Origin of the sequence: Pseudomonas sp. FeS53a, assembly GCF_000931385.1 — a bacterium.
GTDB lineage: Bacteria > Pseudomonadota > Gammaproteobacteria > Pseudomonadales > Pseudomonadaceae > Metapseudomonas > Metapseudomonas otitidis.
On record NZ_JYFT01000052.1, the window covers coordinates 129,428 to 155,086 of the forward strand.

Genomic DNA, 25,659 nt, shown 5'->3' on the forward strand with positions numbered 1-25,659 from the left:
CTGCTCTCCTCAGGCGCTCAGGGGCGCAGCGCCGACGGCGTGGCCACGGCGGTGGGCCGCCTCGCTGAAGGTGCTCTCGCCGTGCACCTCCGCCAGGCGGGTGACGAACTCGTCGACGAACACCCGCATGTCCGCGTTGACCTCGCGGTTGCGGGTGGTCAGGCGGTTGTAGCCGAACAACGCGGGGATGGCGACGAACAGGCCCATGGCGGTGGCCAGCAGCGCGGCGGCCATGCCGGGGGCGATGGCGTTGATGTTCACGTCACCGGCCATGGCGGTGCCGAGGAACACCACCATGATCCCCAGTACCGTGCCCAGCAGGCCGATGTAGGGGCCGCCGGCGATGGCGTTGGACAGGGTCGACAGGCGCGAGGCCAGCGCCTGCCCCTCGCGGGTGCGCACCCCGTCCATGGAGGCGCGGATGGCCTCGATGGTGGCGGCGGAAATGGAGCCGGTGTCGGCGCCCTGGTCACGCCGGGTGCGGATTTCGCGCACCGCCACCTGGTACAGGTGCCAGAGCGGCGAATCCCCCAGGCGCTCGTGCAGCTGGCGGTCGTCGGCCAGCAGCTCCAGGCGCGTGCCGACCCGGACGAACTGCTCGCGGAACGCCGCGTTGGCGCGCAGTACGCGGCCCAGGGTGCGGCTCTTGCGGATCATGATCACCCACGACTGGATCATCATCAGCACCAGCACGGCGATGATCACCCAGGCGTCCACCGGCACCGCCTTGAGCAGGAAGCCGAGGCTACCGAAGCCGAAGCCGGACTGTTCCTCGTCCACGCCGTAGACCACCAGGCGCGACTCGGCGCCCTGGGCGGTGGCATCGGCGAGAATCAGCGCCGCCGGGCGCGCCACCTTGGACAGCCGCAGCTCGTCGACGGCGCCAGCGAAGGCCCCGAAGGCGGTCGGAGCCGGTGCCTCGGCCAGGGCGCCCTCGGGGGCGGCGGCCTGGCTGCCCGGCAGGTCTGCGCCGATGGCGATCACCGAGGCGAAGGCCGGCAGCGACAGCGACAGGCTGCCGGATTCACGGCCGTTCACGTACAGCCGCAGGGCGCTGCCGTCGGCGCTCAGCGCCAGGTGCTGCCACTGCCCGCTGGCCAGGGCCTGGCCGGCTAGGGCGCGCTGGCCGTTGACCTCGACGAAGGGCACGCCTTGGGCCAGGCCCAGCAGCAAGGCGTTGCCGCCGTCGCGGCGAGCCAGCAGCAGTTGCTCGCCGGCGGCCTGGTCGGCGCGTACCCAGGCGCTGAAGGTGAAGGCGCCCCCGGCCGGCAGGGCCAGGGACGGGCTGGCCGGCAGCAACAGCGGCTGGCCGTTGAGTTGGGCGGCGCGGCCGATCACCCCGTCGATGCTGCTGGCGGGTGCGGTCTGGGCGTGGTTGCCGTAGGCGGTGGTGTCGCGGGGCGGCGCACCGACGGCGCCGTCGAAGTGGTAGACCAGGCTGTAGTCCGGGTCGAAGGTCAGTTGGCCGTTGCCGGTGGCCGGGGCCTTCGGGTTGCCGTAGTACATCCAGATGTCCTGGCGCTGGCCGCCTTCCACCTGGGGCACGTCCACCCAGATCAGTGCCATGCCCATCAGCGGGTCGAAGCTTTCCACCTGGTGGTTGAGCACGGTCTTGTCGTCGGCGGCGACGAAGCGGATGTCCGAGCCGTTCTCGTTGACCCCGTCGAAGGTGAAGTTGCCGGTGTGCAGGCGCACCAGCAATGGCGTGCGCCCGGCGGGCTGGTCGATGGCCGCGCCCTGGGGCGTGGTGTCGACGGTGATCTGCTTGCGGTAGAGCCAATCGTCCTGCCACCAGGCATGGGCGATCGCCGGGGCCAGGAGCCCAAGGCTGACGAGCGTGGTGAGTATCAAGCGGCGCATGGGGTCAACTCCAAGGGGTCAGAAGCTCGCCTGCACGCTGAAGTGCACGCGGGGGTCTCGTTTGCGGGTGTTCGGGCCGTCCTTCAGCGGGTAGGCCCAGTCGAGGCTGCCGGACAGCCCGTGGGGCAGCGTGGCGCGGGTGCCGAGGCCGACGCTGGCCAGGCTGTAGCTGTCGTCCTGCTCCGGCAGCGCGTCCTGCAGGGACAGCTGCGCGCCTTCGGCGAACAGGTAGAAGCGCCACTCGTCCAGGTGGCGGGCCACGCCCTTGCCCAGCAGCGGCGCCAGGGACGGCGTGCGCAACTCCTGGCCGAGCAGCCAGCCGTCGTCGCCGGTGCGCTCGGCGGCCAGGTAGCCGCGTACGCTGCTGGCACCGCCGGCAGAGAACTGCTCGTTGGAGACCAGCGGCCCGGAGGCCAGCTGGAACCCCAGGCGGCTATGGCTCTGCCAGTCGTCGCCGAAGGTCAGGGTGTAGGTGGCATCGCCCTTGAACAGGGCAAAGCCCGGCTTGGCCCGGTAGCGCTTGTAGTCGAACGCCTCGTCGTCGCTGCCGTAGCCCAGCAGGCTGTGGGTGCCGGCCACCAGGGACAGGCCGAGGCTGAACTGCGAGCGCTCGGTGTAGCGGTAGCCGGTGTAGCCGAGGGTGATCGGTGCGTAGCGGATCGGCACCTGGTCCTGGCTGCCGCCGAACTGCAGGGACTCCTCGAAGTCCTTGAACTCCACCCCCACCGACAGCGAGTGCGCCCAGGGCCCGGCCGGCGGCACCGCGTAGGCCAGAGACACCCCGTAGGCGTGGCCCTTGCCCAGCACGTTGCTGCCGCCCAGGGTGGCCACGTTGCTGTCGGATTGGTAGCCGGAGAGCTGCAGCGTCCAGCGGGCATCCAGCGGCGCGCTGTAGCTGCCGGACCAGACCTCGGCGTTGTCGCGGTCCTCCGGCGCGGTGAAGTAGGTCAGCGAGGCCGCGTGGCCCCGCTGCCAGAGGTTGGTGTAGCCGAGGCTGACCACCGAGCGCAGCTTCTCGGTGTCGGCGCTGTAGTCGTTGTTCAGGCCGATGCTGGCCTGCCAGGGGTTCTTGTCCTCCACCTGCAGGTCCACGTCCATGGTCCCCGGCCGACGCCCCTCGCGCACCACCGGCACCACCTGGCGCCCGGGGTTGCGGTTGGCAGCGGCCAGCTCGGCCTGGACCCGGCCGAAGTCCGGCACCTGGCCTTCCTGCAGGGCCGGCACCTCGTCGCGCACCGCCAGCGGCGAGTAGTGCTGGGCGCCCATCACCCGCACCCGGCCGACGCGGGTCTCGCTCACCTGCAGGTAGACCACGCCGCCCTCCACCTGCTGCTCCGGCAGCTCGACGAAGACCGATTGGTAGCCCAGGGCCTGGTAGCGCTGCTGCAGTGCGTCGCGGGCGCCCTCGATGTCGGCCAGGGTGCGTTGCGGGCCGAGGAACGGGTAGACCGCCGCCTCGATGTCCCGCGCCTGCAGCACGCTGTTGCCACGCACCACGTACTCGTTGACGTCGACCCGGCGCGCATCACCCTCGCCCTCCTCCGCGCCCCGGGCCGTACCGGCCAGCAGCGCCAGGGCCAGGAGCGAAGGTGCGAACGGCACGCGGCCGAGGCGCAGGTGCCGGTTGAATGACTGAAGAACCACACAGCCCCCTCGTGAAATGGCGCCACGCTGGCGTGCGCCGTCCTGTGGGCGGGCCGTGCCTGGGGCCGGGCCACCCATGGTTGTCGTTGGTGTATCGGGCCTAGCGAGCGCGAGCCTGCGCCGCGTGACGGGCGATCCAGGTGTGCAGCTGGGCGAAGTTCGGGGTGAATTCCGGTGTGCTCATCAGCGACGGCGCGAACACCTCGCTGATGGCCCGTTCCAGCAGGCGGACGGCCTGGGCGTTGTCCAGCACCTCGCCGAGGTCACGGACGAAGGCGCTGAAGCCCCAGACCCGCTGGTTCAGTTGCAGGCCGACGAACCAGCGGAACAGCAGGTTGTAGTTGAGCTGCTCGTAGAGCTGCTTCTCGCTGGGCAGCGAATACAGCACCTGCAGCACCAGCGCCTGCAGCAGCGCCCGCAATGGCACCTGCAGCTGGCGTGTGCGGGCCCAGCCCTGCAACGCCTCCAGGGCCGGCTCCAGCAGCGCGTCCAGTTGCGGCTTGAGCACCACCAGCGAGTGGCCCGGGGGGATGTAGCTGGACACCTCCTTGAGCGCGCTCTGCCAGTCCTCCTGGGACACAATCCACACCCAGGGCGCGCCGTAGCGGTAGACCGAGACGGGCTTCTTGCGCGCCGCCTCGACGATCTTCGACAGGCGCTGGTCCAGCTCCTGCATCCCCACCTTCGCGAATCCGTCCATCTTCCCCATCGCCGTTGCTCCACTGCCTGGCCGGGGCCCGCAAACCCGCGGGCCGAAGTGGCCGCCTTCCGTAGCGGCCGATGTGGCGCGGCGTTGTCCTTGCCGTCGTCGTTCCACACTCCCTTGACCGGCGCCCGGCGAAGGCACCGAACTTTTGTCATCGAATCTTCATGAACGGCGGCGGAAGGACGGGGCTTGCGGGGTGGAGAGCGTCTGGAATGGGTATTACGAGGCGGTGGGGATCGCCTTCGCCTGGTGAATGCGGGAACGAACAAGGCGCTGAAACGACCCTGCGGAAATGAAGAGGCCCGGATGGTGCCGGGCCTCTTTGGGGAGACGTGAAGGATTCAGTCGACGGTGCTCAGGCGGTCACGCTTCACCGCTTCAGAGATTGCGGGGGGCGCCCACGCAGCAAAGAAAGAGGTACAGAGAAGAGGCGCGAGTCATGCCGTGATGCTTCCAGGGTTAGAGCCGTCGCCGTTAGCGGCCAAACAAGAGGCATGGGTGACAGCTGTACGCAGGTTGGCCGACCGGGACTCCTGGGACCCGGCACACCCGGAGGTGTCCCGCTCACAGCCGCCATAACACAACATCGCAGGTATGAAGAAAGCGCCTACCAATCGCTACACCAAAGAGAGCCGCCGCCATTAACTCAACAAAAAATCTTGCACTTCTACGGCCTCTACAGAGCCGTTGGTCACCAATACCCCTACGCCCAGTTGAGAGTCAAAAACTGCATCAAATATGAAGCCGATTTGACGCACGCCGGGATCAAGGGGATACATGACCTTGATGCCTATCAGGGTAACCAGCTTCCCCATATCCACAACCGAACTCACTTGAGGCGCTTTATCATTTACCTCACACGCATCAAGGCACTCCCTAAACTCGCTCAACCTGTCGTTGTAGTAATTGAACACGGCCTCCTCAACAGAGGAGCAGATGAAGGCCGAATCAAGAAGGAACTCCCTGTACGCAAGCCGCTGAGTCTCGGAAATCGGATCACCATCAAACGTCTGAACAACCAACTCCACCTCAGAGCGATCTTGGAAGATCACCACCTCGCATGAACCCGTCCAGACCCCATCAAACCTCAGCTCACCAAAGTCTTCATCCAAAACAATTTCCACGCTTTAAAACCTCCAGCAAAGACTCTCGACAGCACCATAGCCCCCCCGAATCTAACAGAAACCCATATTTAAAAAACCAAGCAAAATACCCAACCTCGAACCTTTAAATCTCCAACAAATTACCAATCGATCATGAGGGCCGATATAGCTGAATCATCGAACCCCAATCAGGCCGCCATCACTCTTCCCATTTCAGCCAATATGGATCAACTCCTACCCAGAACCACCGACAACATAATAAAAACCCGATGAGCGCCACCCCCAATCAGAACTCAGACAAGTAAGCCGCAATAGTCATGCATATATTCATCATACTCAGTGACACCCCAGACATGACCATCCAACTTATCCATACAAACAACTCCCCCCGCCCTTTCCTCTGAACCCCCCACCATTGAGAAGGCCCAGAACAACGGCGAATCATCGACAACTCGCCCCCCTTCAAACGCCACACTCCGCCCCATTAGAGCGGCGTAATCCTTGGCTAAACAGAAGGCCTCTTCCCTGCTGATATTCGGATTTTCTCTATAAGCTACAGGGACGTTCATAGCCTCAAACCCGTTACGCCTCAACTCGACCACAAAGGTAACCAGCCTGATGCGCTCCACATTCACACCCAGATAGCCAGAGCCATAAATCCTGGCGTCACTGGAAAAACCTTTATCGAACACACTCAAAAACCTAAGGTATTCGGAATGCACAGGCTGCTTAAGATATAAATCACAGATCACACTACTTCCCATATTTGTCACAGCCTCCCCAGCACATACCAAACTAAAAAAATCTACCCCCCCACAAACTGACGCACTTCCATAACGATCCGAATCTCTATAATCTTTTCAGTTTCACGCCTCACGACATCGGGCGTTTTACTTCATAAAAGCCGACAACATCAGGGCACTTCATCAGGACTCTGAAACCTTATACAGAATCCGCCCCCAAATTGAACTCAGCCGCTGCCAGAAATTTTCATCATAGTGGTAGTCGCGATCCAACCCCAAACAAACCGCTATCTCCACGACCTCACCGCCAATAAATTTCTCATTCAACTTCAAATCCATGACCTCCAGCAGCAAATACTCAAAGGCCATCTCATACTCGCCATGCGTCATATAATGTGAAATATCAGAAAAAGCCTCTTTACTGATATCCGAACGAATAAGCATAAGCTTCTCAGAAATCCAATTTCTTATTTCAAGAGCATCCAGACACACCTCAACTACTCCCATCACTCACCGAACCACCAAGTGAATTCTAATCAAAAGCCTTAATCACAGAAATCGCCCCCCGACTCACCGGACAAGGAGTCTCAAAAGCCGAGCACTACTCAAAAATAGAAGCCACAAAACCCAAAACAGCACAAAATCAATAGCCACTACAAAATATTGAGCCAGATCAAAAAATTGCACCATTACCCATACCACTTATCATGCACCACCCCTGCCAAATCTTGGGATAGCCTATGGAGAGTTGCTCGCTAACAGGAGAGATGTGCCTTAAACGCAGAGACCCGGTCAACAGCCACATTTCTGCAGCAAAGGTCGGACTAAAGAAGAAGCTCAGTATCCAATCAGCTGGCTGCACTGACTTGACCCAGAGCTTTCTAAACTTTTCCCTTGCCGAGGCACTCAACTATTTCTCTGTGCAGCGGTATTGATGCATCCACAACCGGCTTCCAAACAGGGCTCTCCGATACAAATCGCTTTGCATCAGCAAGAGTGCAACCATATTCTTCAACCAAGAATCTTATGCTTTCAGTGATTGAAAAGCCTAGCCCGTGAAGCAGAAGCACAACATCACCACTCCCCAGACCCTCACGAACTTTCTTATTAATTTCCGCCATATCCTTCATATAACATCCAACAGAAGGGCTGTGCATGGGTAATGTCGCTGGCTTGTCCTGATGACGGATGAAGCAAACTAGCAATTCGCCTGACAAAATGTAACCACCGGCCCATACTCCTGTTCCGAATTTGATATTTTCACATCAAACCTTCTATCAGGAAATTTATTTTCCAAAATCAATTTCCACGAAAACACAAGAACCTCGGCTAGCTGTTCAAAAACTCTATCATCCACCTCCTCCACGCACCCATCGAACAAATCATATAAATGAGTATGATTGATCATCCTTTCAACGGCATGCAGGTCGCCACCAAATATCTCAAGCCAAGATAAAAACGCATCGCTGTTATAATTCCTCTCTAGAAAAACACCATTCTCCACAACAACGAAATCGGGAAAAAAAATCCTACAAGACAGCAACACATCCTCTGGATTACATTGATCACTTATATATGAATATTCATCAACCTGACTCTTATTATCCCAACCAGACTTCCATAACTCGTAGCGGGACAAACCAAAAAACTCATTAAGCGCATTAATTTTCATCATGGAATTCCGTCCACCCTGGCTGTTTTTAGTGTCGAAGGCGACTAAACTCTAATTCTTCCGTCCGGCAGCTTATTTTTGAACAGTTTGCTCATCTCAAAAAAACGATGGTTGAAGTCGACCGGAAATACGGGGCTACTTCAGACCACCCTTAGATTTTTTAAGTTATTTCTTTTATGCGCTGGGCTACGCAGGCTTTTTGCCGACCGGCGGCGTTCTTAAGGAGCTTTAATACTCGGCACTCGCAAAGAGGAAACTATTGTGACATGACGACACTCATAGACAAGCTCAGGCACTAAAGTAAATTTGCGAACCCCCTCGGAGTCCGCCTCCTTTCCTTTACCAAAACACATTACCGACCAACATTAGCGTCTATTATAGCCGAAAACATTTCACGCTTTTTAACAACAAAAAACACAGTACACACAACAGAAAGAGGAGCAGAAAAAAAAGCATGAACCATTAAAACCAAACTATCTTTCACCTGAAAAACCGACATTAAAATCCCACAAACACAAAATACAATAAACAACCAAACAAAAAGCACCACCACTACCGTAGTAAACCACAAAACAGCTCTCGTTAGATTTAAATTAATTTTCATTTTCTTGACCATTAATAATTTTACCCCAAAATCGCATCCTTTACCGCCAACACCAAGCAAATAAATAGCACCAGCAGCACCATACGGAGTAGATTTATATGTCAAAGGCAAAAAGTAATTATTATCCATACGAGAAACCATAACTCCAAATGTTGAATTTGGCCGATTCAATCCGTCTGCCTTACCCATAGCTAAGGGAACTTTTACAAAGCCCATCCCTACCGATGTTGCTAAATCCACCCCAATATATAGAACTAGCCCATACCCTCCCGGAATTTTATTGAAAGCCGTCTTTACTGGATTAAACGCACTGCCTTCGCCAGAAAAATGCATATAAAATCCCGTTGATCCCTCTGTAACATTACCTGCACCGAAGACCACCAGAGAACCACCAGAGAACCACCACCAAGCGCACACCCCAAACCTACCGTTCCAGTACACAAAGTAGCGCCACCATAAACGCTCCCCCCCCTACTACTTGGGTAGTGTACTTGCCGAGAGGAATTCCATCTGTATTCATGAAATCCTTCGTGCCATCACAAGCAGAATAATCAAAAAGCCCTTTACTATGCTGAGCCTCAACCCAGGCCAATTCATTACTTAGGTTCTGTACGAAAAGTCGGTACAGGTAGAATCGCCACCATGATTGGCTGGAGGCCCACATGGCAAGGCGCTACGAACTCCCGGATGTAAGCAGCAACCCCAACCCAGGTTACACAAATTTTCTGCACACCCTCCAGGGCATGGCCGCCGAGAGGTGCCCGCGGCGGCTAAAAACACAGAAGTGAGCGGGTGATTTGGTCGTTTTTTTGGTCGACCCCTGCTTTCAAAAAACAGCAGGTACTGAAGTCGGCCAAAAATATCGGACTACTTCAGACCATCCCTAGATGGTGTCTACGAAACCAGGGGACGATTCAATTATTACAGACCATCCCTAGGATATCGAAAGTATATTTTTTAATTCTCGCTTCAAACTAACAGCCATTCCACATACTGAAAGGCCATACTCAGCCGCCTCTTTGGCAAGCTTAGGCCTGTTAAGTTCGATATTTATTTTCGCACACAGCAAAGCCAAGCGAGATCTAGTCATCATTGAAAGAAATTCTGGCAACTTGCCCCCCTCAATACTCTCAACACTCAACACCTCACCAACCCCCGAAAGAGTCTCAAAAAATCTGAAAAAAGGAAGGCCACACTCATAAAAAACAGATCTGACCTCTTCAATAATTTGCGGATGCGGCAAGTGGACCGAAAACCAGTAATCGGCTGAACCTTCGGGCGTCAATCTTTTCCTAATGAAGCAATCAACCTCCGAAATCCCAGGTATAAAATCACTATCAGGAGAACTAGAATCAATTAAAAAAACAGGCTGAACCCCTGCATTCAGCGCAACAGCCGCCCCATCACTCCTCAATTGAACTGACAAAAAATCAAAAAACTCCTTACGCCCCCTATAAAATCCATCTCTATTTTTATAGAAACCTTCACCCTCAAAGATAGGAAAAACCACATCTGCCGCGGACTCCACCAGCCTTTTACCCATACACCAACCCTCTAAAAAGCTAGACCACCACACCTGATTAAATTACAAAACCTCAAGCTTTCCCTGAAAGACAGAACTCGCCCCAACTTCTAGCTCTTGCATTTTTTGCCCCCCCAAAAAACCACATCAACTCACTTCAAGGCAACTTCACATCATGCGCAAGCCCTTAACCGATCTGAAGTTTTACTCAATCATGCCCGACTTTTAATTAGTGGCTTGCTCTTAGTGAGCTGACCATGAAGGAAGCACTGTATGAGATCACCGCACTGCGTCAACTACTCTACTGTTGATGACTCAGAGAAGCATCCCGAAAGACACGACGATCATGAGTTCCGCCGTCTGTTGGAGCAGCGCCGATTGGCTGCAGGGATCCAACGGGGTGCGGGTTATCGTTGCGCTAAGGCACCATCGTCGATGCCACGATCATCCATGCGCCGGGTTCGATCAAGAATCGGGAACACAAGCGTGATCCCGATGTAACTGACGAAGAAGGGCCACCAGTACTTCTTCGGTATGAAGACTCATAATAGGCGCCGATACTAAGTCTCGCCCGGTACAAATTCATCGAAGCGCAAAAGGTTCAGCCCAAAGGGTAGATTGAACTGGCCGACATAGCCCTTAGCCTCACAAACAACCTCTACGGCATCGAACGCAACCTGAAAGAGACCAATGATGCCGAGCGCCTGATCGCCCGCCAGCAACGCAGCCAATCACTGCTCGAACAGCTCAATGCCTGCGCCGAAACGCCATTCGCCCTTCGCCATTGGGCGCAAGAAGCGGCTGCTCAGCGACACTTCAATAGCGCCACCGCCAGCGCGCAAACCACAGCCTGATCAAAACCGCCAAGGCCAACGGCCAAGCTTTACGCCTGGCGGCGCCACACCCCTTGAACGATTGCCAGCGGGCACAGAGCATTAAGGACTACGAAGCGCTGCTGCCATGTAACCACAAACCAGCCTCGCCGCTATGAACGCAAGGATCTGACAGCAGGAGGAGGGGTTTATGGAGCACTTACACCTACATAGCACTTGACAGAGCGGCAGCTACGAAAAGATTGACGACCTGTTCAGCCAGTACCTGCCCAAGGGCAAAGACTTGTCGGTTCACGGACCGGAAGAACTGGAGGTCATCGCCTTGCAACTGAATATGCGCCACGTAAGCGATTCGACTTGAAATGTCCTATCGAAGTCTGGGCAAGGTAACGCAGAAAGCCATAGGCATGCAGCATGTATTCTCCTGCTTCAATTCAATAACCGTGTTGCACTCAGCCTCCGCGAACGTCAAACCACTATTTCTCATTTAAAACATCTATCTCACGCCAACAAATGTCTTCTGGCAATTTCCGCCCCTTATGAAATAGCAAAAAAACCTCAATTACATCATCGATATTAAACCACTCATCTTTTTTTAACCTAACACTACCCGCACCAAATGAAAGAGCAGTTCCATCCTCAAAATTTGTGCTGGAATTCGAATGATAACCCCTAAAAAGTTTTTTGCTTTTAGCGTCATATCTTTCAATAAAACATGTAACCCTACCCCCAGCAACTTGCACATAGTTGCCATCTTCATCTGTTATGCATGCGAATGAACTAGGCCCGTAGCTTTTTAATTTTCTTAGCGTTTTTATAAGCCTCGCCTGATCAACGCCAAATATTACAGAGCTGTTTTCGGCTTTAAGTTTCATTATTTTTCACCATCACGGCACATAGACTGTTGTAGCGCTTTCGATGACCTTGCCATTTAGCCGCCCTTTTCCCTTGCGCCCCAAGCTCAATGACAAAATAATCGGTAAACTCTTGATAGCTGGTCTTGTTAGCGACTCCACTTTTCACCTCAATACCGTGTAATTTGCCGTTTATGTCACGCACCACAATTTCATATCTATGATCGCCAAGAGGACCTTTAACAACCATCTCAGCACCGACAACTTCCATTCCATTTGATTCTAAATGTTTTGCAAACTCATTTGCCTTGACTGTCCCCGGGGGAGATACGCCGGTCGGGCTTGCAAACTTTCCATCAGGGGCTCGATAGCTTCCATCTGAATGCTGTTTTATTTCGGGAGCTAGACTAGTCTTTCGGCCAACTTTCGTCCCAACCGTCGTAGCGCTACCTGCAACCTCTTTCGCCCCAACTTACAGCTTGATAAAATCAAAAACCTGACCAAACAATCGCTCAATATCTGGCCTCGCCTCAAGATACGCAAGCGCTTTATCTGGCGCCAAAGGCATATTGTAAGGTTCAAATCCTCGACGAATAGCAATACCATATAAAGCATACTCGTCGTCTTCCTCATGCTCCCAGTGAGGTACATAGCCAACTACCTGATAGATCTTAAAAATTTCGTCATAAAAATCCATTAAGTCATACAGAAACATAGGGGCATCATCTAGCAATAGTGCTTGCACACACCACGTATTAAGCTCATCCCTGCTTATAGCCCCACAAAAAAGACAGGTGATAACAAATGCCATCAACTCATCGCCGAAACATCCAGTATCATTCAGACTCACATCCCACCTCCCATGGCTTCGCCACCGATATGCCCCGTCTTTGAATGAATCAGTTCAGGGACTAACTGCATTCGCCCACTATCCTGATGATGATGCCACGTATAGCCATCAATTTACTTTGCCCCTGCGTTAATCTGCTGAAGCTGCTTAGCAGTAAAACCTGTCGCTTTCACTTGACCTTTTTGAATAGCCCCTAATAAATATTTGGTCGCAAATTTCTCTACCCTTCATAGCTCGCAGACTTGAAGATTTCAATTGATATCTGCGTATCAAATGCAACCACATCATAAAAAGTGCAAGAGCGGCCCCCTACTTCATCAGCCCCGTAACTCCAACCATTCTTTTCAAGGATGGAAATAGCCTCTACCTCTTTCATTTCTGAGGCCCTGTACGAGAATTCGGACAAGTAGACTTGCCGCCATGATTGGCTGTCAGCAGCGCGACATCATCGAGCGGATTTTTGGCTGGCCAAAAGAGAACCGAAGACTCGGCACCCGTTACGAAAAGTTGCCAAGAACTTTACCGCAACGGTCACCCTGGCTTGTACGCAGCGATGCTTACGCCAGCATTTTCGTACAGAACCTAGGTTCTGTACGAAAAGTCGGTACAGGTAGAATCGCCACCATGATTGACTGGAGGCCCCACATGGCAAGGCGCTACGAACTCCCAGATGCGGGCTGGGAGTTGATCAAGGATCTGGTTGCCCCGGAACAGAAGATGGGCCGACCTCGAAGTGATGATCGGCTGGTGCTCAACGGCATCTTTTGGATCCTCTGCTCCGGAGCCGCCTGGCGTGATCTGCCGGAACGTTTCGGCCCGTGGTCGACGGTTTATCAACGGTTCCGTGACTGGCGAGACGACGGCACGTTTAACCGAGTACTTGAGCGATTGCACGTCCGGTTGAATCAGGAAGGCCTGATCGACCTGGATACGTGGATGATCGACTCCACCGCGGTGCGTGCAACCCGAGCCTCTTCTGGCGCCGGGAAAAAGGGGAGCCAGAAGAACCGGTAGATCATGCATTGGGACGTAGCCGAGGCGGCCTAACCCACCAAGATTCACCTGATCTGCGATGCCAACGGGATACCTCTCCGATTCATGCTGTCACCCGGGCAGGCCAGCGACATCCCCCTCTGGAGAAAATTCGCTCTCTACCAGCTCTACTTCGGCATCAGTAGGAGAGATCGCAACCAAAACCTCACCAATCCTTGATAAATCTCACCACCCACACCCACATCCCATCCAGAGAACTAACAAATATTTACCTTATTAGACATCCCAAACCTACCGGTTTTTTCAAAGCAAACCTCTCAGAGCTCCTCCCATTGAACCTCATAAGCCAAGACCAACAAAAGTAATCTGCCCCGTTATTTTCAGGTGAATTCTATCTTGCATTCTGAGAGCAAAAATGAGCGCCCATCCGAAATAACAAACTTATCACCCTCTATTCGAGCAAGGAGTAATCCAAGCCCCTTGCCGCCCTCCTCCATGTCCTTTCGCCAACCAGCAAGATCGCCGTGATATATGGCTGCATGAAAAAGGGGGCCACCTGGGGGTGTAATATCGCACCCAGCCTCATTGATACCACCACAAGTTGCATTTGGCGATTCAGTAAAGCAGGTTATGTTCTTAAACTGCTTTTTTAATTTATTCCTCCCATCATCAGAGAAATAAATAGCCTCTCGAGTAGCTACATCATCAGTTCCTGGAACAGTTCTGGCATCTGCTCTTTCCAGCTTTCCACCAAGTATCCGCTCTAATTCTTCAAATTGATCACTCATTACGCAACCTCAATTTTTCACTGGAGTAATCACAAACTTAAAATTTTCAACACCCGCTTCTGTAAACGCTTTTGAATACTGACTAGCCAGTTCTGAATTATTCGCATGGCAATTCAAGCTTCACGTAGCCTCTGCTATTGTCGAGGTCAACTAACGGATACGCACATAGGTAATACAGGGCTGTTTGTGATTACGGCGGAGAGAGAAAAACCCCAACTCACGAGCTGGGTTTTTCACTGGCGGGTTCGTCCTGAATCAGGAAGAATCCTTCGGGAAACAACTTTTTAAGCTCGGCACGTCGGCGAGAAAATAGCGGGAAGTCATCACGGACTTCTCGAATGTTCTCAGTGACCTTTACCAAGTATCCGTCGCCCATCTTTCCAATAGGGAAACCGGCACTGGCAATCCGGTCTGCATCGACCTTCTCGGCAAATTCACTCCCGTAGAACATCGCCCAACCAATATTTGGCACATTCGGCTTCAGTGCCACATTGAACGAACCAATCTGGAAGCTTCCATTCACCTGGTGAGGCAATAGCTCCGACTCCGTAAAGTAGTGCAGCATACCGAGTTGGGGAGGGAATATTTCACACCAGACTTTAAAGAGCTGATACCAATCAATTTTCTCGCTAAATACAGAATTCAGATATATATCTGCCGGTATGATTTGATTTCGAATATTTCGAAACATATGACTGATGCGACCAGAGGACTAAAAGATTTCTTCCTTTTCCAAGAAAAATCAAGAAAAAAATCCGAAAGACTTCCATTAGCGCCTATAGAGGCCTTCTCCGCCCAGAGCCTTTCCGCTTGCTCCTTACCTTCAAAAACCTCAGTTATTTTGTCCGCATTGTGCGAAACAAACTCTGGCGTAAGCAGACCGTCATTCAAGTATAAAGACTCAAGTAGCTGGCTACCAACGTCCCAGCCAACCGTTTCGATTTTGCTTCTAACTGAAATCTGAATATATGGCTTCATGGCATTAGAATTTCATCAACTCACCAGTAGCAGGATTGTATCTATAAACATCACCACCGATCATTCGTCCCTGCCTGATAAGTTCACCAGAAACATTGATTGCTCTAGGACTTACAACAAGATTTAAGGACTGGCCTGTTTCGCTAGCATGTTGAATCTACGCTCGCAATTGGTGCGACATTGAAAGATTTTTGACATTCTTAGCTTCCAAAATCCCACCAAGGGACTTCCCCCACATATCCGGAATCGTTGTTACCTGAACGCCGTTGACCGAAACCGTCACAGGCGTAGTGTTCTTCACTCCGCCCACATGGTCAAACGCTTCCACCACTTGCTTCTCAAACTCGACGCCGCTCTTATGCGGCTAATGGCTGCAATGAGCCGGCTTCGAGGTCAACGAACGGATACGCATCCAGGTGATGCAGGGCTGTTTGGTGATCACGGCGGAGTGAAACAAATAGCCCCGGCATTTCCGGGGCTATTTATGGCTAATCATTTTTTATATTTTCTTGCTATCAAGATCGCTCGATCAACCATATCGACAGTGATATACGGTACAAATCCGAGCCTATCTCCTTCAGCAAAGCTCTGCTTGTAACCTTCTAATCGTTCAACATCCCCGGCTATCGCTAAGGCAGCTAGATGCCTAAGTGGCATTGCACCTTTGGCATTAGTTGGCAGCCCCCTATAAGTCGTTAGCCCATCCTCCAAGCTTTGAGACCGAGCCCATGATATAGCTTCATCAGCGAGTTGCAGTATATCTTCAGCAGAAAGACTAGCTAATTTTTTAGGAGGTTCATTACTAAGAATGACCGGAGAATAATATCCACTCTTCCCACAAATAAATCCGACAGCCTCGGAGAACTCTCTTGATGAAATGGAAGGGTCAAGCGAGACCCTAAAATGGTCTGCTCGCTTACCTATAAATGGAATGACATGAATTTGAATATCACCAACAGCAATTATGCAAAAATAGTCACCCACCTCATCCTTCTTACAAGTCCAACCTTGCTGCTTCATAATTGAAACAAATTCGCTTTCTTTCATCACCTAGCACCGGGGAAGTTGATTATTTCTATAGGAATACCATTGGGATAACCTTGATCCTTCAACGGCACGCCGGGAGTAAGGCCAAAGCTTTCAGCTACTTTTCCTCTTGGAATTGAACTACCGTCTCTAATTTGAGGAAAAATTTCTGACTGGCGAATACTCAGATCTGCATTTCCCGTCTTAACCTCAATAATTCTAATAGTTCCATCAGGCGCTTCAGCCACAATATCTGGCCTACAACGCCCTGCACCACAGGAACTACCAAACGATATTTCCTTCTTACTAACTCTGTATCCTTGAGATGAAAGCTGCTCCTTGATGTCATCCACCATATTTAAGTGGTGATCGTAATGATCCCTTATGGTGAGTCTTGGGACGTTGGCGTTACCTTTTGAGCCTTTGTATACGCCATCTATTTCATGACTGGCTTTATTTATGAGCTCTGAAGCGGTTTTAATATCGCCCGCTTCCAGCGCCCGCTCTGCATTTTTTATGATCTTCCCTGCAGCGTCTCCTGCCATCGGTATGAGACCGATTGCTGCTGCCAGATAATCAAGAGCGCTTTCTGCTTCCGCGACCCCCTTGATATCCCCGACCACAGGCACGAAATCCATGCCAAAAGACAGGATGCCGTTGAGCTCTTCGCGGCGCTCAGTGTACATCTTGACTGCGCATGCTTCTGAGTTGAGGCCTGCACAGTTTTCCTTCCTGTAGCGCTCATTCTCTGCGTTGACACGCTCTGCCGCGATCTGCTGAGGAGTCTTGCCCTGAGCCTGAGCATCTACCAAGTCACTCAAGGCATTGTTTTCGACAACGTTACGCCCACCTTGAGCCCCCGCGACTGCATTCGCGGCATCGCCCCCCACGGCGGCCCCGGCCAGGCCGGCGGCCAGCGTGGACAGGGCCGATATCGTCTGCCTCTGCTCTTCGTTCAGGTCTTTTACGGGGGTGCCGCTGTACAACTTCTTGGCGATGAGGTCGGCCATCAGCTCGCCACTGACTGCGCCAGCGGCGCCGGCGGCGACTGAGTTACCCTGGGCCTTGGCCACCACGGCGGCCAGTACGGCATGGGCCATGAGTCGGGCGTTGTCGTTGTCGCCTGTAGCCTGCTTGATGGTCTGGGCGACGTAGGGGGCGGCAGCTCCCGCTACGGCAGCGCTGATATTGCCTCCGGCCAGCCCTTGCAAGGCCGCCGTCACGGCCTGGGCGGCACGCTGGTAGTCGCCACCCGTCCCGTAGGGGGCCATGGCGTCCTTGTAGGCCTGGCTGTTTACGAGCGCATCCTGGTAGGCCTTGCGCTCGTCTGCGCTGGCACCTGCGCCCGGCTGGCGGATGCCCTGGCGCTCCAGCGCCTCCTTGCCTTCACGCGTGGCCTTGATCTGCCCTTCGGTACGAACAATGTCCATGACCTGGCTGCCAATCTCGGCGATGGCCTGGACCTCCCGCAGGCGGCGCTGCTCCTTCTCTTTGTCGAAGATCGGGCTCAGGGCCTGGTGGGCATGTTCGACATCACGGTTGAGACTGGCGACATCCTGCTGCTGGTTCTCTGTGTCGCGGATGTCGATCTGACCTTCCGATACGGCTGCGCGGGTGCTGCTGCTGTCCTCGCCGTTGCGGCTCAGCCCGCTGACAAGCCCGCTGGCCATGTTGCCGAGGAACTGCTGGCCGGCAGAGCCGCTGCTGCTGATCCCGACGCTTTGCTGCTGGCTGCTGAACTCCGCTTTGTTGCGAATGTCGCTCCAACCCAGGGTGCCGGTGCTCAGGCGGTTCTTTTCGGCCTCGGCAGTACTGCCGATGACCGCCCCATCCAGTTGGGTGTGCTGGCCAACATCGATCTGGTAACCGCCCTGGCCCGCGAACAGGCCTGTCTGCTCCTGGACGCTGTCATAGCGCGACTTCAGTTTGCTCTGGCTGGCGCTGATGTAGCCGCTCCCCGTCATGGTCCCGAAGGTGAAGCTGCCGCCCGCGCTGACGTTCTGTTGCTTGGCGTCGAAACGGTCACTGTCCTGCAAGCTTTGCAGGGTCAGGTCGCGGCCGATATCGGCCACGATGCGCTCACCGTTAACCTGGGCGCCCTGCAGGGTGGCGTCACGCCCACTGCTGAGCTTGACCTGGTTTCCTGCATCCAGCTTCGCTTCTTCCCAGGTGGTGCCGCTGCCCTTTTCCATGCCGCGGCCCATGTTGGCGTTAGCGAAGATGCTCAAGCCGGCGCCGCTATCGCTGACCCCCAGGCTGATGCCGACGTTGCCGCCACTGCTTTTGTTGGAGCCGGTGAGCTTCTGGGTATTCGCGGCGGCTTCAAGGTTGATGTCCCGGGCTGCATCGAGCGTCAGGTCACGCCCTGCCTTGAGGCCGCTGCCGGCCACGTTCAGGTCACCGCCCTGACCTTCCACACCCCGGGCCTGAATGCTCAGGTCCCGCCCGGCATTGACATTGCTACCCTGGCTGACCTGTTGTTCCAGGACCTGCTTGGAGCTGGACTTCTGGGTACCCAGCGACAGGCTGATACCCACGAACTGGCTAGCGTTGTCGGCGGTCATACCGCCTTGCTCAGCCGCCTGCCAGGCCTGATAACCGCTCAAGCCGGCCTTGACGCCCTGCAGGGCTGCCATGCGGCTATCGCCAGACTGCTCGGAATCACGCGCAGCCTGTGCAGTTTCATAGGCGGTATTGACGGCGGCACCCACTGCACCGGAGAGGGCCAGGGTCAGGCCGCTTTTTTTGCTTTCCTGGCGCTGCTCGCTGCGGCTGTGGTTCTCGGCGGCGCTGATCGACACTTCCTGTCCGGTCAGACGGATGTCACGACCCGCAACCACGTCCGAGCCTGTGACGCCCAAGGCCTTGCCGGCCTGGATTTCCACGTCCCCCTGTACGCTGCCAACCGTGCTGGCCCGGGTGGTTTCGACGGTGCTCTGCTGGCTGCCCTTGAGGCTTGAGGAACCCAGCGTGATGCCGATACCGCCGCTGCTCATCAGGCCGGACTTTTTCTTTTGTTCGTAGCGCTCCTGATAATGGCTTTCGGTAACGCCGCGAACATCGACATCGCGGCCGGCCTGCAGGGATGTGCGCTCCGTCGACACCACGTCACTGCCGTGGACACGTATGTCGTTCTGGGCGCGCAGGTCCACGGTGTTGGCACTGACCAGGCTCCCCTGGGCCTCGCTGGTGGCATCGACGCTATAACGCGTCTTGGTGGAACTGGAGAATGCACCGCCCTTTTTCTTGCGCGAGTAGTAGGAGGCATAGGAGCTGTTCTGTGCAGCCAGCAGCTCGAGATCGCCGCCGGCGTACAGGTAGGCCTCGTCTTCGGCCTTGAGCTGGCTGGCGACGACGCGCAGGTCTTCGCCAGCCTTCACCGACAGGTCGCCGCCGGCACTGAGCTCACTGCCCACCTGGGTCACGCTATCCTGCTGGCTGGTGACTTTCTTGGACTTGCTGTAACGGTGCTGCTCGTCTGCTGCCGAGGCTATGGTCACGTCGCGTACGGCGGAGAGGCTGAGGTCACGGTCTGAACGAACGGCGCTGGCGACCACATTCAGGTCATTCCCTGCAGTCACACTCAGGTCACGCCCAGCGCTGACTGCAGCCCCCAGTTGTGTGGTACTGCGGGTCGCCGATCGCGTGCCGTTTATGCGTTCGCGGTTGAGTTCAACCGAGCTTATGGCGACGTCACGCCCTGCCTGGATCGCCAGGTCTCCACGGCTATCTAGCGCGCCCCCCAAGTTCCTGACGTCTCGGCCAGCGCTGATCTCCAGGCGGTTGAGTGCTTCGATGCGAGCAGCACTGTCGGCAAAACTCGCACGCCAGCGCTGATCGCCCACGGCGCTTTGGTGGTCAGTGATGCTGCGCTCATTGGTGAGGTCGCCGCTCAGGGCTTTCACCAAGACATCACGCCCGGCGATGATCCCGCCCTGGGCATTGCGGATGCTCTCGGTGGCCAGCAGGCTCAGGCGCTCACCGGCCTGCATCGATCCGCTGTTGGTGAGGTTGACGGCACTGGCACTGAGGTTCTGGCTGGCCTTCAGGGTGCCCTGGTTGTTCAGGCTGCCGCCGCTGATGAGGGTGACATCACGGCCCTGGATAAGGGCGCCATTAGGTGCCACGCGGCCTTGCGCCTGGGCCAGGTAGAGCACCGGCACCAGGACCTTCTCGCCCTGTACTTCGTGCTCTTCCATCCACACGATGTCGTGGGTCAGGGCCGCGACCTGCTCGGCACTCAGGCTCACGCCCAGGGCGAGGTTGAGGGCCTGCTTGCTGGCGATGGCGTTGTCCATCAGGTAGCGGAACAGTGCTTCATCACTGCCTAGACCGGCGAGGTAACGCTGGCCCGTACGAGCCACCACTGCCTCGCGGATCAATCGCTGTTCGTAAAGGCCATCGCCCAGGCGCTTCTGGGCCTTGTCCGGATCGTATCCCAGCTTGCCCAGCAGGTAGTCGGAGTTGAGGAAGCGCGTCAGATCAGCGAAAGCCGGGTTGGTTTCGATCAGGTACTTGTGGCCCTTGACGGGCACCTCGCCCATGGAGACCTGGCCAACCCCCGAGGGTGCTCGTGTGCCGGTATCCGCCGGGGTGCTACCCGCAACCTGGCTGCCCTGCACCTGCCAGGCGCCGCTGTTGGCGAGGCTTTTCGCCTGGCTGGCGCCATCGTCATTGGCTGCCTGGGTGTTCAGGCGGAACAGCCCGTTATCACCTTGTGGCAGGCTGAAGCCGGGCAATGTCAGGGGGTTGACCTGCAACTGTTGCAGGTCCGGCGGCAGTTGAGGATTAAAGGTGACAACAGTCGAGGCTTGCGATCCCGGTGCGCTGGTATCAGTGCGCTTGCCGCCGCCGATGTAGGTGTAGCCGGGGCGAATCACGCTGCTATCGAAGTTATTACCGGTGCGCACCTCCACCTTTCCGCCGCCGGCCTGGATTACAGCGGCGTAACTCTGGTCCCCCGTGGAAAGCTGTTCAGTCTTGCCAAGGCTGTAGATTTCACTCTCGGTTCGGGAAATGAAGTTGCTGACTGCACCTTGCAGGCCGCCTATATCGTTCGGGTTGTACCCTGGGCTCTCGAACCAGTATTTCTGGGTGATTTCATTCGCCCTGCCTATGTGTCCGCCCAACGTTTTACGGGCTGTAACGAAGGTGCGGGTGGTCTGAGTTTCACCCCCAACGATCCCCACATTGCTGAGGTTGGCGACCTCGATGTTCAGGCCATCACCAGCAGCGATGTTGCTGGCCTTATTCAGTAATTCGCCGCCATTGATGACCAGGTTACGCCCGGCGGTAATGTTGGAAGCAGCGCTGCCCGATACCTCGAGCTTGTCACGCTGGACGACCTGGAAAATGCCGTTACGGTTCCCCCCCTTGCAGTCGCCAACGTATTGCCTGCTACACGGCAGCTCCGTGACACGTGCGGTATAGACCCCCTTGTTATCGATGTTCAGGACGTCGCGCTGGTTTTCCAGGGTCGATGCACGAAGAACGAGGTCGCTCTGACTTTCCAGGTTGCCGGACAAGTTGCTGACGCTGCTCGCCCAGGCTCCGGCGTCGTCGAGCGCGACGTCCAGTCGACCCAGGCTGTACACGTCGGCATAGCGGTTGGTGAAGCGCTTGACCCGCAACGCCATGTCGTCGCCGCTGAAGATCAAGCCTTTTTCGTTGAGCAGCGATGGCGTCTCGAGGCGCAACAGGCCGGCGCTGCCGAGGGTGCCGTAGTTGTCGAGGGTGCCGGCGCGGGCCGTCAGGCTGCCGGCAGAAGTGATGCGTCCCTGGTTGGCCAGCAGTCCGCTGACGGTGAGGGTGCTGGCCGCGCCCCCTGCGATCCGGGCGCTGCTGGCGATATCGAGGCTGCCCGTGTTCAGGGTCAGCTCGCCCAGGCTGGAGAGCTGTCCCTGGCCGGTGTAGGCGCCGCTCAGGTTGAGTGTGAAGCTGCCGTCACTGGCGAGCACGCCGTGGTTGGTCCAGTTCTCCCCGCTGCCGCTGAAGGACTGCCGTGCAACCAGCTTGCCGCTGGCGGTCTGGGTGAAGGTGCCGATGTCGAGGACCAGTTGGTCCGCCTCCAGCACGCCGCTGTTGGTCCAGTTGCTGGCGCTGAGGTTCAGCCTGCCCTGGGTGCTGAGGTTGCCCCCGCCGCCCATGACCTGGGCAGTGCTGAGGCCGAAACGCCCGGCACCGGTGTGGACGATGCTGCCGCCGGTGCCGTAGAGGTCATCGACGTCCAGCGCCAGTTCGGCGTTGGCGGTTTCCAGGGTGCCGTTGCGGTTGTCCAGCGCGCTACCGAGGATCCGGGTGCTCCCTGCCTGGCCCAGTGCCCGCAGGCGGCCGTACTGGTTGTCGATGCGAGCGGCGGCAAGGCGCAGGGTGCTGCTGCTTTCGAGCAGGCCGTTGCCGTTGCGCAGGGCGCCGGACAGGGTGAAGTCGATGCGCTCGGCGGCCACCTTGCCGCCCTCGCCTCCGCTGTCGGCCCGGTTGTCGAAATCGCCGGCGATCACGTTCAGCAGTTGGTGGGCGTAGAGGCCGCCCCCCTGGTTCTGGAGGGTGCCAGTGCCCAGGTCGATGCGGGTTTCGCCGCTGAGTGCAGAGAGATGCCCACCCTGGTTGCCCAGGGCCTTGGCGGTGACGGTCACGGCTTGCGCCTGGGCGGTGCCCGAGGCGTTGTCGAACGCTCCGCCACTGGTGACGGTCAGCCCGCCCTGCAGGCTGTTGAGGACGCCACCGTGGTTGTCCAGGTCGCCTGTGCTACGCAGGTCCAGGTCGCCTTGTGTGGTTTCGAGGCGGCCACTGCGGTTGTTCAGCGCGCCCTCCAGTCTGGCGACCACGCCCTGTTGGCCACTGAGGTTGCCGCCCTCGTTGTCGAGGCGTTGCGCCTGCAGGTCGATGAGACCTTGCTGGCTGTGCACCAGGCCATCGGCGCTGTTGTCCAGCACGCCGCTGAGCAGCAGTTCCAGGCCATTGCGAGCTGCCAGGGTGCCACCGGCGTTGTTCAGGTCGCCGGTGGTCAGCTTCATCAGCTGCTGGCTGATCAGGCTGCCCCCGCGGTTGTCGAGGGCGGCAGCCTGGAGCACCAGCGGGCCGCCACTGGCCAGGCGGGCCTTTTGCGCGTTGATCAACTGCCCGGTCAGGGTGAGGGTCATCGCGGCTTTGCTGGTCAGCTCACCCGCGCTGTTGTCCAGGCGGTTGGCGTGGATGCTGGCCGCCTGTTGGCTGCTGATCTGGCCGGTGCGGTTGTCGAGGGTATCGGCGAGCGTGAGGCTCAGGTCGCCCACGCTGGAGACGACGCCCCCTGTGCGGTTGTCCAGGCGCTGTGCGTCGACCGAGAGCGCGCCCTTGCCGACCAGGGCACCGGCATCGCGGTTGTCCAGCGCGCCGCTCAGGGTGATCTGCAGGTCGCCATCACGGCTGGACAGGGTGCCCTGGCTGCGGTTGTCGAGGCTGCCGGCCCTGACCGTCAGTCCTTTCCAGCCGGAGACCAGTCCGGCTCCGGCATTGCGCAGCGCGCCTTGCCCCAGGTCGATGTCGAGCTGGCCCGTGCTGATCAGCTTGCCCTGGTCGCCGTTGTCGATGGCCTGCGCCTTCAGGTTGTAACCCTGGCGGCTGGACAGCTCGCCTCCCCGGTTGTCCAGCCTGGCAAGGCGTTCGAGGGTGAGCGGCCCTTTGGCACTGAGCAGGCCGCCGCGGTTGTCCAGGTCGCCGTCTTGCAGGTCCAGGTGCACGGCGGCTTCGCCGATCAGGCGCCCCTGCTGCTGGATCAGGCGAGCCACGCTCAGGCGCAGGTCGCCCTTGGAGGACACTTCGCCTCCCTGGCTGGAGTCGAGGCTGGCCGCCTCGAGGTGCAGGCCGGCGGTGCTGGTGATCAGGCCCTGCTGGTTGACCAGCCCGCCCTGGAGGGTAAGGTCCAGGCTGCCCTGGCCGTTGACCACGCCACCGGCGCTGTTGTCCAGGCTTTCACCCCGGACCACCAGCCGATCACGTGCGGTCAGCACGCCCTTGGTGTGGTTGAGCAGGCGCTGGACGGTCAGGGTCAGGCCCTGGTCGGCCGAGATAAGGCCGGCCTGGCTGTTGTCCAGTACGGCGGGGGCTTGTCCGGCTATGGCCTGGGCGCGGATGTCAGCCTGGCCTTGGGTGGAGATTTCTCCGCCGCTGTTGCGCAGGCGCTCGCTGACGCGCACATCGATGCCTTGGCGAGCCGCAATCAGGCCGCCGCTGAGGTTGTCCAGCTGCCGTGCTTCTAGGCTCAGGTGGCCCTGGCTGAGCAACTCGCCGCCCTGCTGGGCAAGGGTGTCGACCTTGATCTCGACGTCACCCTTTGCCCCCACCTGGCCGGCGGCGTTGTTGCGCAGCTCGCGGGCAGTGACCTGGAGCGCGCCTTCGGCCACGACACGGCCCGGCCCGGCGTTGTCCAGAACGCCCTCTACCGCAACGCTCGCATTGCCCCTGCTGCTGACCACGCCACCCCGGTTGTCGAGGCGCTGGCCGGTGATGTCCAGGCGCTGATCGGCAACGACGGTACCGCCCTGGTTGTTCAGGGCCGCCTTCTGCACCACCAGGCTGCCGCGACTGCTCAAGGTGCCTTTTGCACTGTTGTCCAGCGCGTCGGCACTGACGGTCAGGGTGCGGTCTGCGCTGAGCTGGCCACCCCGGTTGTCCAGCTGTCCGGCGTCAATGGTGGTCGCTGCTCGGCTGGAGAGCTCACCTTCCTGGTTGTCCAGGCGCTGGGCGACCTTGATGTTCAGGGACTGGTCGGCGGCAATCGCGCCCTTGCGGTTGTCCAGTGATTCGGCATCCACCGTGACGCTGCCCTTGGACAGCAGCAGGCCGTCGTCGCGGTTGTCCAGCGCCTTGGCCGCCACCCGGGTGTTGACCTTGCCGCTGATAGCACCTGCGCGGTTATCCAGCGTGCCGGTGAGCGCGGCCTCGAGATCTCGGCTGGCCACCACGGTGCCCTGGTTACGCAGGGAGCCGCCACTGAGCTTCACATCACCCGTGGTGTTGCGGCTGTTGTCGCGATTGACCCCCGCTTCGATCACGCCCTGGTTGCCGAGCTGCTCGGCCTTCAGGTCGATCTGCGCACCGGCCGCCAGGCTCCGGTCTTTTTCCAGCGTCAGGCTCTGGGCCGCTTCGGCTTTGACGTTACGGCCGGCGTAGGTCTTGTTGCCCAGTTCGATCGATTGCGCCTTGAGGGCGATATCCCGGCTGGCGGCGGCCTGGGAGAGGGTGAGCTTGCCGTTGGCGTCGATCTGGATGTCGCCGCCGCTGGCGGCCATGTCGCCGGCCAGTTTGACGCCGACGCCCTGTTCGGTGCCGACGAGGCGGATGGCGCCGGCGTACATGCCGCCCAGGGCGCTGCTGTCGATGGCCAGTTGGGGTTTGTCGGTGCCGTCGTCGGCCTTGGCGGTGGCGGCGAGGGTGGTGGCGTCGACGTCGTTGCGGCCGGTGACCATTGCCAGTTGCCGGGCGTGCAGTTCGGCGTTGATC

Annotated in this window: 20 protein-coding genes and 4 pseudogenes; 3 read left to right on the forward strand and 21 right to left on the reverse strand. The window is 57.4% G+C overall.

Annotated features, from left to right (window positions below; genetic code table 11):
• Window positions 1–9: 9 nt before the first annotated feature.
• The 10 genes from SZ55_RS15390 to SZ55_RS27455 all read right to left on the reverse strand — a co-directional run bounded on the left by SZ55_RS15390 (window position 10) and on the right by SZ55_RS27455 (window position 9,875).
• Window positions 10–1,860, reverse strand: a complete 1,851-nt coding sequence (locus tag SZ55_RS15390; RefSeq protein ID WP_044407747.1) for a DUF2341 domain-containing protein — start codon at window positions 1,858–1,860, stop codon at window positions 10–12.
• 18 nt (window positions 1,861–1,878) lie between these two features.
• Window positions 1,879–3,441 (reverse strand): ShlB/FhaC/HecB family hemolysin secretion/activation protein, encoded by a 1,563-nt coding sequence (locus tag SZ55_RS15395; protein ID WP_236692440.1) that lies wholly within the window; start codon window positions 3,439–3,441, stop codon window positions 1,879–1,881.
• A gap of 163 nt (window positions 3,442–3,604) precedes the next feature.
• A complete protein-coding gene (locus tag SZ55_RS15400; protein WP_044407810.1) occupies window positions 3,605–4,204 on the reverse strand; it encodes a transposase in 600 nt (199 codons plus the stop codon).
• A 647-nt stretch (window positions 4,205–4,851) separates the two neighbouring features.
• Window positions 4,852–5,334: a DUF6985 domain-containing protein gene (locus SZ55_RS15405; protein ID WP_044407750.1), complete on the reverse strand. Its 483-nt coding sequence runs from the start codon at window positions 5,332–5,334 to the stop codon at window positions 4,852–4,854.
• Window positions 5,335–5,606: 272 nt separating this feature from the next.
• The gene (locus SZ55_RS28065) at window positions 5,607–6,005 is read right to left on the reverse strand and encodes a hypothetical protein (protein WP_152644493.1); all 399 of its coding nucleotides are present in this window, start codon (window positions 6,003–6,005) and stop codon (window positions 5,607–5,609) included.
• A 234-nt stretch (window positions 6,006–6,239) separates the two neighbouring features.
• Complete coding sequence (locus SZ55_RS28070; RefSeq protein ID WP_152644494.1) at window positions 6,240–6,563, reverse strand: hypothetical protein; 324 nt, start codon at window positions 6,561–6,563, stop codon at window positions 6,240–6,242.
• A gap of 374 nt (window positions 6,564–6,937) precedes the next feature.
• Entirely contained in the window at window positions 6,938–7,213 is a 276-nt protein-coding gene (locus tag SZ55_RS28075; RefSeq protein WP_152644495.1) for a hypothetical protein, read from the reverse strand.
• A gap of 41 nt (window positions 7,214–7,254) precedes the next feature.
• Complete coding sequence (locus tag SZ55_RS15415) at window positions 7,255–7,728, reverse strand: hypothetical protein (protein ID WP_052807614.1); 474 nt, start codon at window positions 7,726–7,728, stop codon at window positions 7,255–7,257.
• 352 nt (window positions 7,729–8,080) lie between these two features.
• On the reverse strand, window positions 8,081–8,773 hold the full coding sequence (locus SZ55_RS28080; protein WP_152644496.1) for a hypothetical protein: 693 nt from the start codon (window positions 8,771–8,773) through the stop codon (window positions 8,081–8,083).
• A 493-nt stretch (window positions 8,774–9,266) separates the two neighbouring features.
• On the reverse strand, window positions 9,267–9,875 hold the full coding sequence (locus SZ55_RS27455) for a DUF4304 domain-containing protein (protein WP_082078246.1): 609 nt from the start codon (window positions 9,873–9,875) through the stop codon (window positions 9,267–9,269).
• Between the two features lie 212 nt (window positions 9,876–10,087).
• Between SZ55_RS27455 and SZ55_RS28680 the strand changes: the two are divergent.
• Window positions 10,088–10,400, forward strand: a pseudogene (locus SZ55_RS28680) (IS5/IS1182 family transposase); the annotation flags it as partial.
• Between the two features lie 14 nt (window positions 10,401–10,414).
• Here SZ55_RS28680 and SZ55_RS28310 read toward each other — a convergent pair.
• Window positions 10,415–10,585 carry a hypothetical protein gene (locus tag SZ55_RS28310; protein WP_160298842.1) on the reverse strand — a complete coding sequence of 57 codons (171 nt, stop codon included), beginning with the start codon at window positions 10,583–10,585 and terminating at the stop codon, window positions 10,415–10,417.
• A gap of 322 nt (window positions 10,586–10,907) precedes the next feature.
• Between SZ55_RS28310 and SZ55_RS27470 the strand changes: the two are divergent.
• Window positions 10,908–11,128 (forward strand): annotated as a pseudogene (locus tag SZ55_RS27470) (IS30 family transposase); the annotation flags it as partial.
• Window positions 11,129–11,163: 35 nt separating this feature from the next.
• Here the strand turns inward: SZ55_RS27470 and SZ55_RS15420 are convergent.
• The 4 genes from SZ55_RS15420 to SZ55_RS29095 form a co-directional block, all read right to left on the reverse strand.
• Window positions 11,164–11,562, reverse strand: coding sequence for a hypothetical protein (locus SZ55_RS15420; protein WP_044407759.1), 399 nt, complete (start codon window positions 11,560–11,562; stop codon window positions 11,164–11,166).
• Window positions 11,552–11,812, reverse strand: a complete 261-nt coding sequence (locus SZ55_RS28085) for a hypothetical protein (RefSeq protein ID WP_152644497.1) — start codon at window positions 11,810–11,812, stop codon at window positions 11,552–11,554. The genes SZ55_RS15420 and SZ55_RS28085 overlap by 11 nt, the downstream gene beginning before the upstream one ends.
• A 201-nt stretch (window positions 11,813–12,013) precedes the next feature.
• Window positions 12,014–12,391, reverse strand: coding sequence for a hypothetical protein (locus tag SZ55_RS15425; protein ID WP_236692432.1), 378 nt, complete (start codon window positions 12,389–12,391; stop codon window positions 12,014–12,016).
• Complete coding sequence (locus SZ55_RS29095) at window positions 12,388–12,504, reverse strand: HNH endonuclease (RefSeq protein WP_201774872.1); 117 nt, start codon at window positions 12,502–12,504, stop codon at window positions 12,388–12,390. Before SZ55_RS29095 ends, SZ55_RS15425 begins: the two co-directional genes overlap by 4 nt.
• Window positions 12,505–13,036: 532 nt before the next feature.
• Between SZ55_RS29095 and SZ55_RS15435 the strand changes: the two are divergent.
• Window positions 13,037–13,519, forward strand: a pseudogene (locus SZ55_RS15435) (IS5 family transposase); the annotation flags it as partial.
• Between the two features lie 245 nt (window positions 13,520–13,764).
• Here the strand turns inward: SZ55_RS15435 and SZ55_RS27480 are convergent.
• From SZ55_RS27480 to SZ55_RS15440, 6 genes and pseudogenes are all read right to left on the reverse strand, one after another.
• Window positions 13,765–14,172 (reverse strand): hypothetical protein, encoded by a 408-nt coding sequence (locus tag SZ55_RS27480; protein ID WP_082078247.1) that lies wholly within the window; start codon window positions 14,170–14,172, stop codon window positions 13,765–13,767.
• Window positions 14,173–14,389: 217 nt separating this feature from the next.
• On the reverse strand, window positions 14,390–14,737 hold the full coding sequence (locus SZ55_RS28690) for a hypothetical protein (RefSeq protein WP_236692434.1): 348 nt from the start codon (window positions 14,735–14,737) through the stop codon (window positions 14,390–14,392).
• Between the two features lie 77 nt (window positions 14,738–14,814).
• Entirely contained in the window at window positions 14,815–15,150 is a 336-nt protein-coding gene (locus SZ55_RS28695; RefSeq protein ID WP_236692435.1) for a hypothetical protein, read from the reverse strand.
• 157 nt (window positions 15,151–15,307) lie between these two features.
• Window positions 15,308–15,490, reverse strand: a pseudogene (locus tag SZ55_RS29100) (putative toxin); the annotation flags it as partial.
• A gap of 152 nt (window positions 15,491–15,642) precedes the next feature.
• Window positions 15,643–16,197, reverse strand: a complete 555-nt coding sequence (locus SZ55_RS27495) for a DUF6990 domain-containing protein (RefSeq protein ID WP_082078249.1) — start codon at window positions 16,195–16,197, stop codon at window positions 15,643–15,645.
• Entirely contained in the window at window positions 16,197–25,625 is a 9,429-nt protein-coding gene (locus SZ55_RS15440; RefSeq protein WP_044407765.1) for a hemagglutinin repeat-containing protein, read from the reverse strand. The genes SZ55_RS27495 and SZ55_RS15440 overlap by 1 nt, the downstream gene beginning before the upstream one ends.
• Window positions 25,626–25,659: the final 34 nt, after the last annotated feature.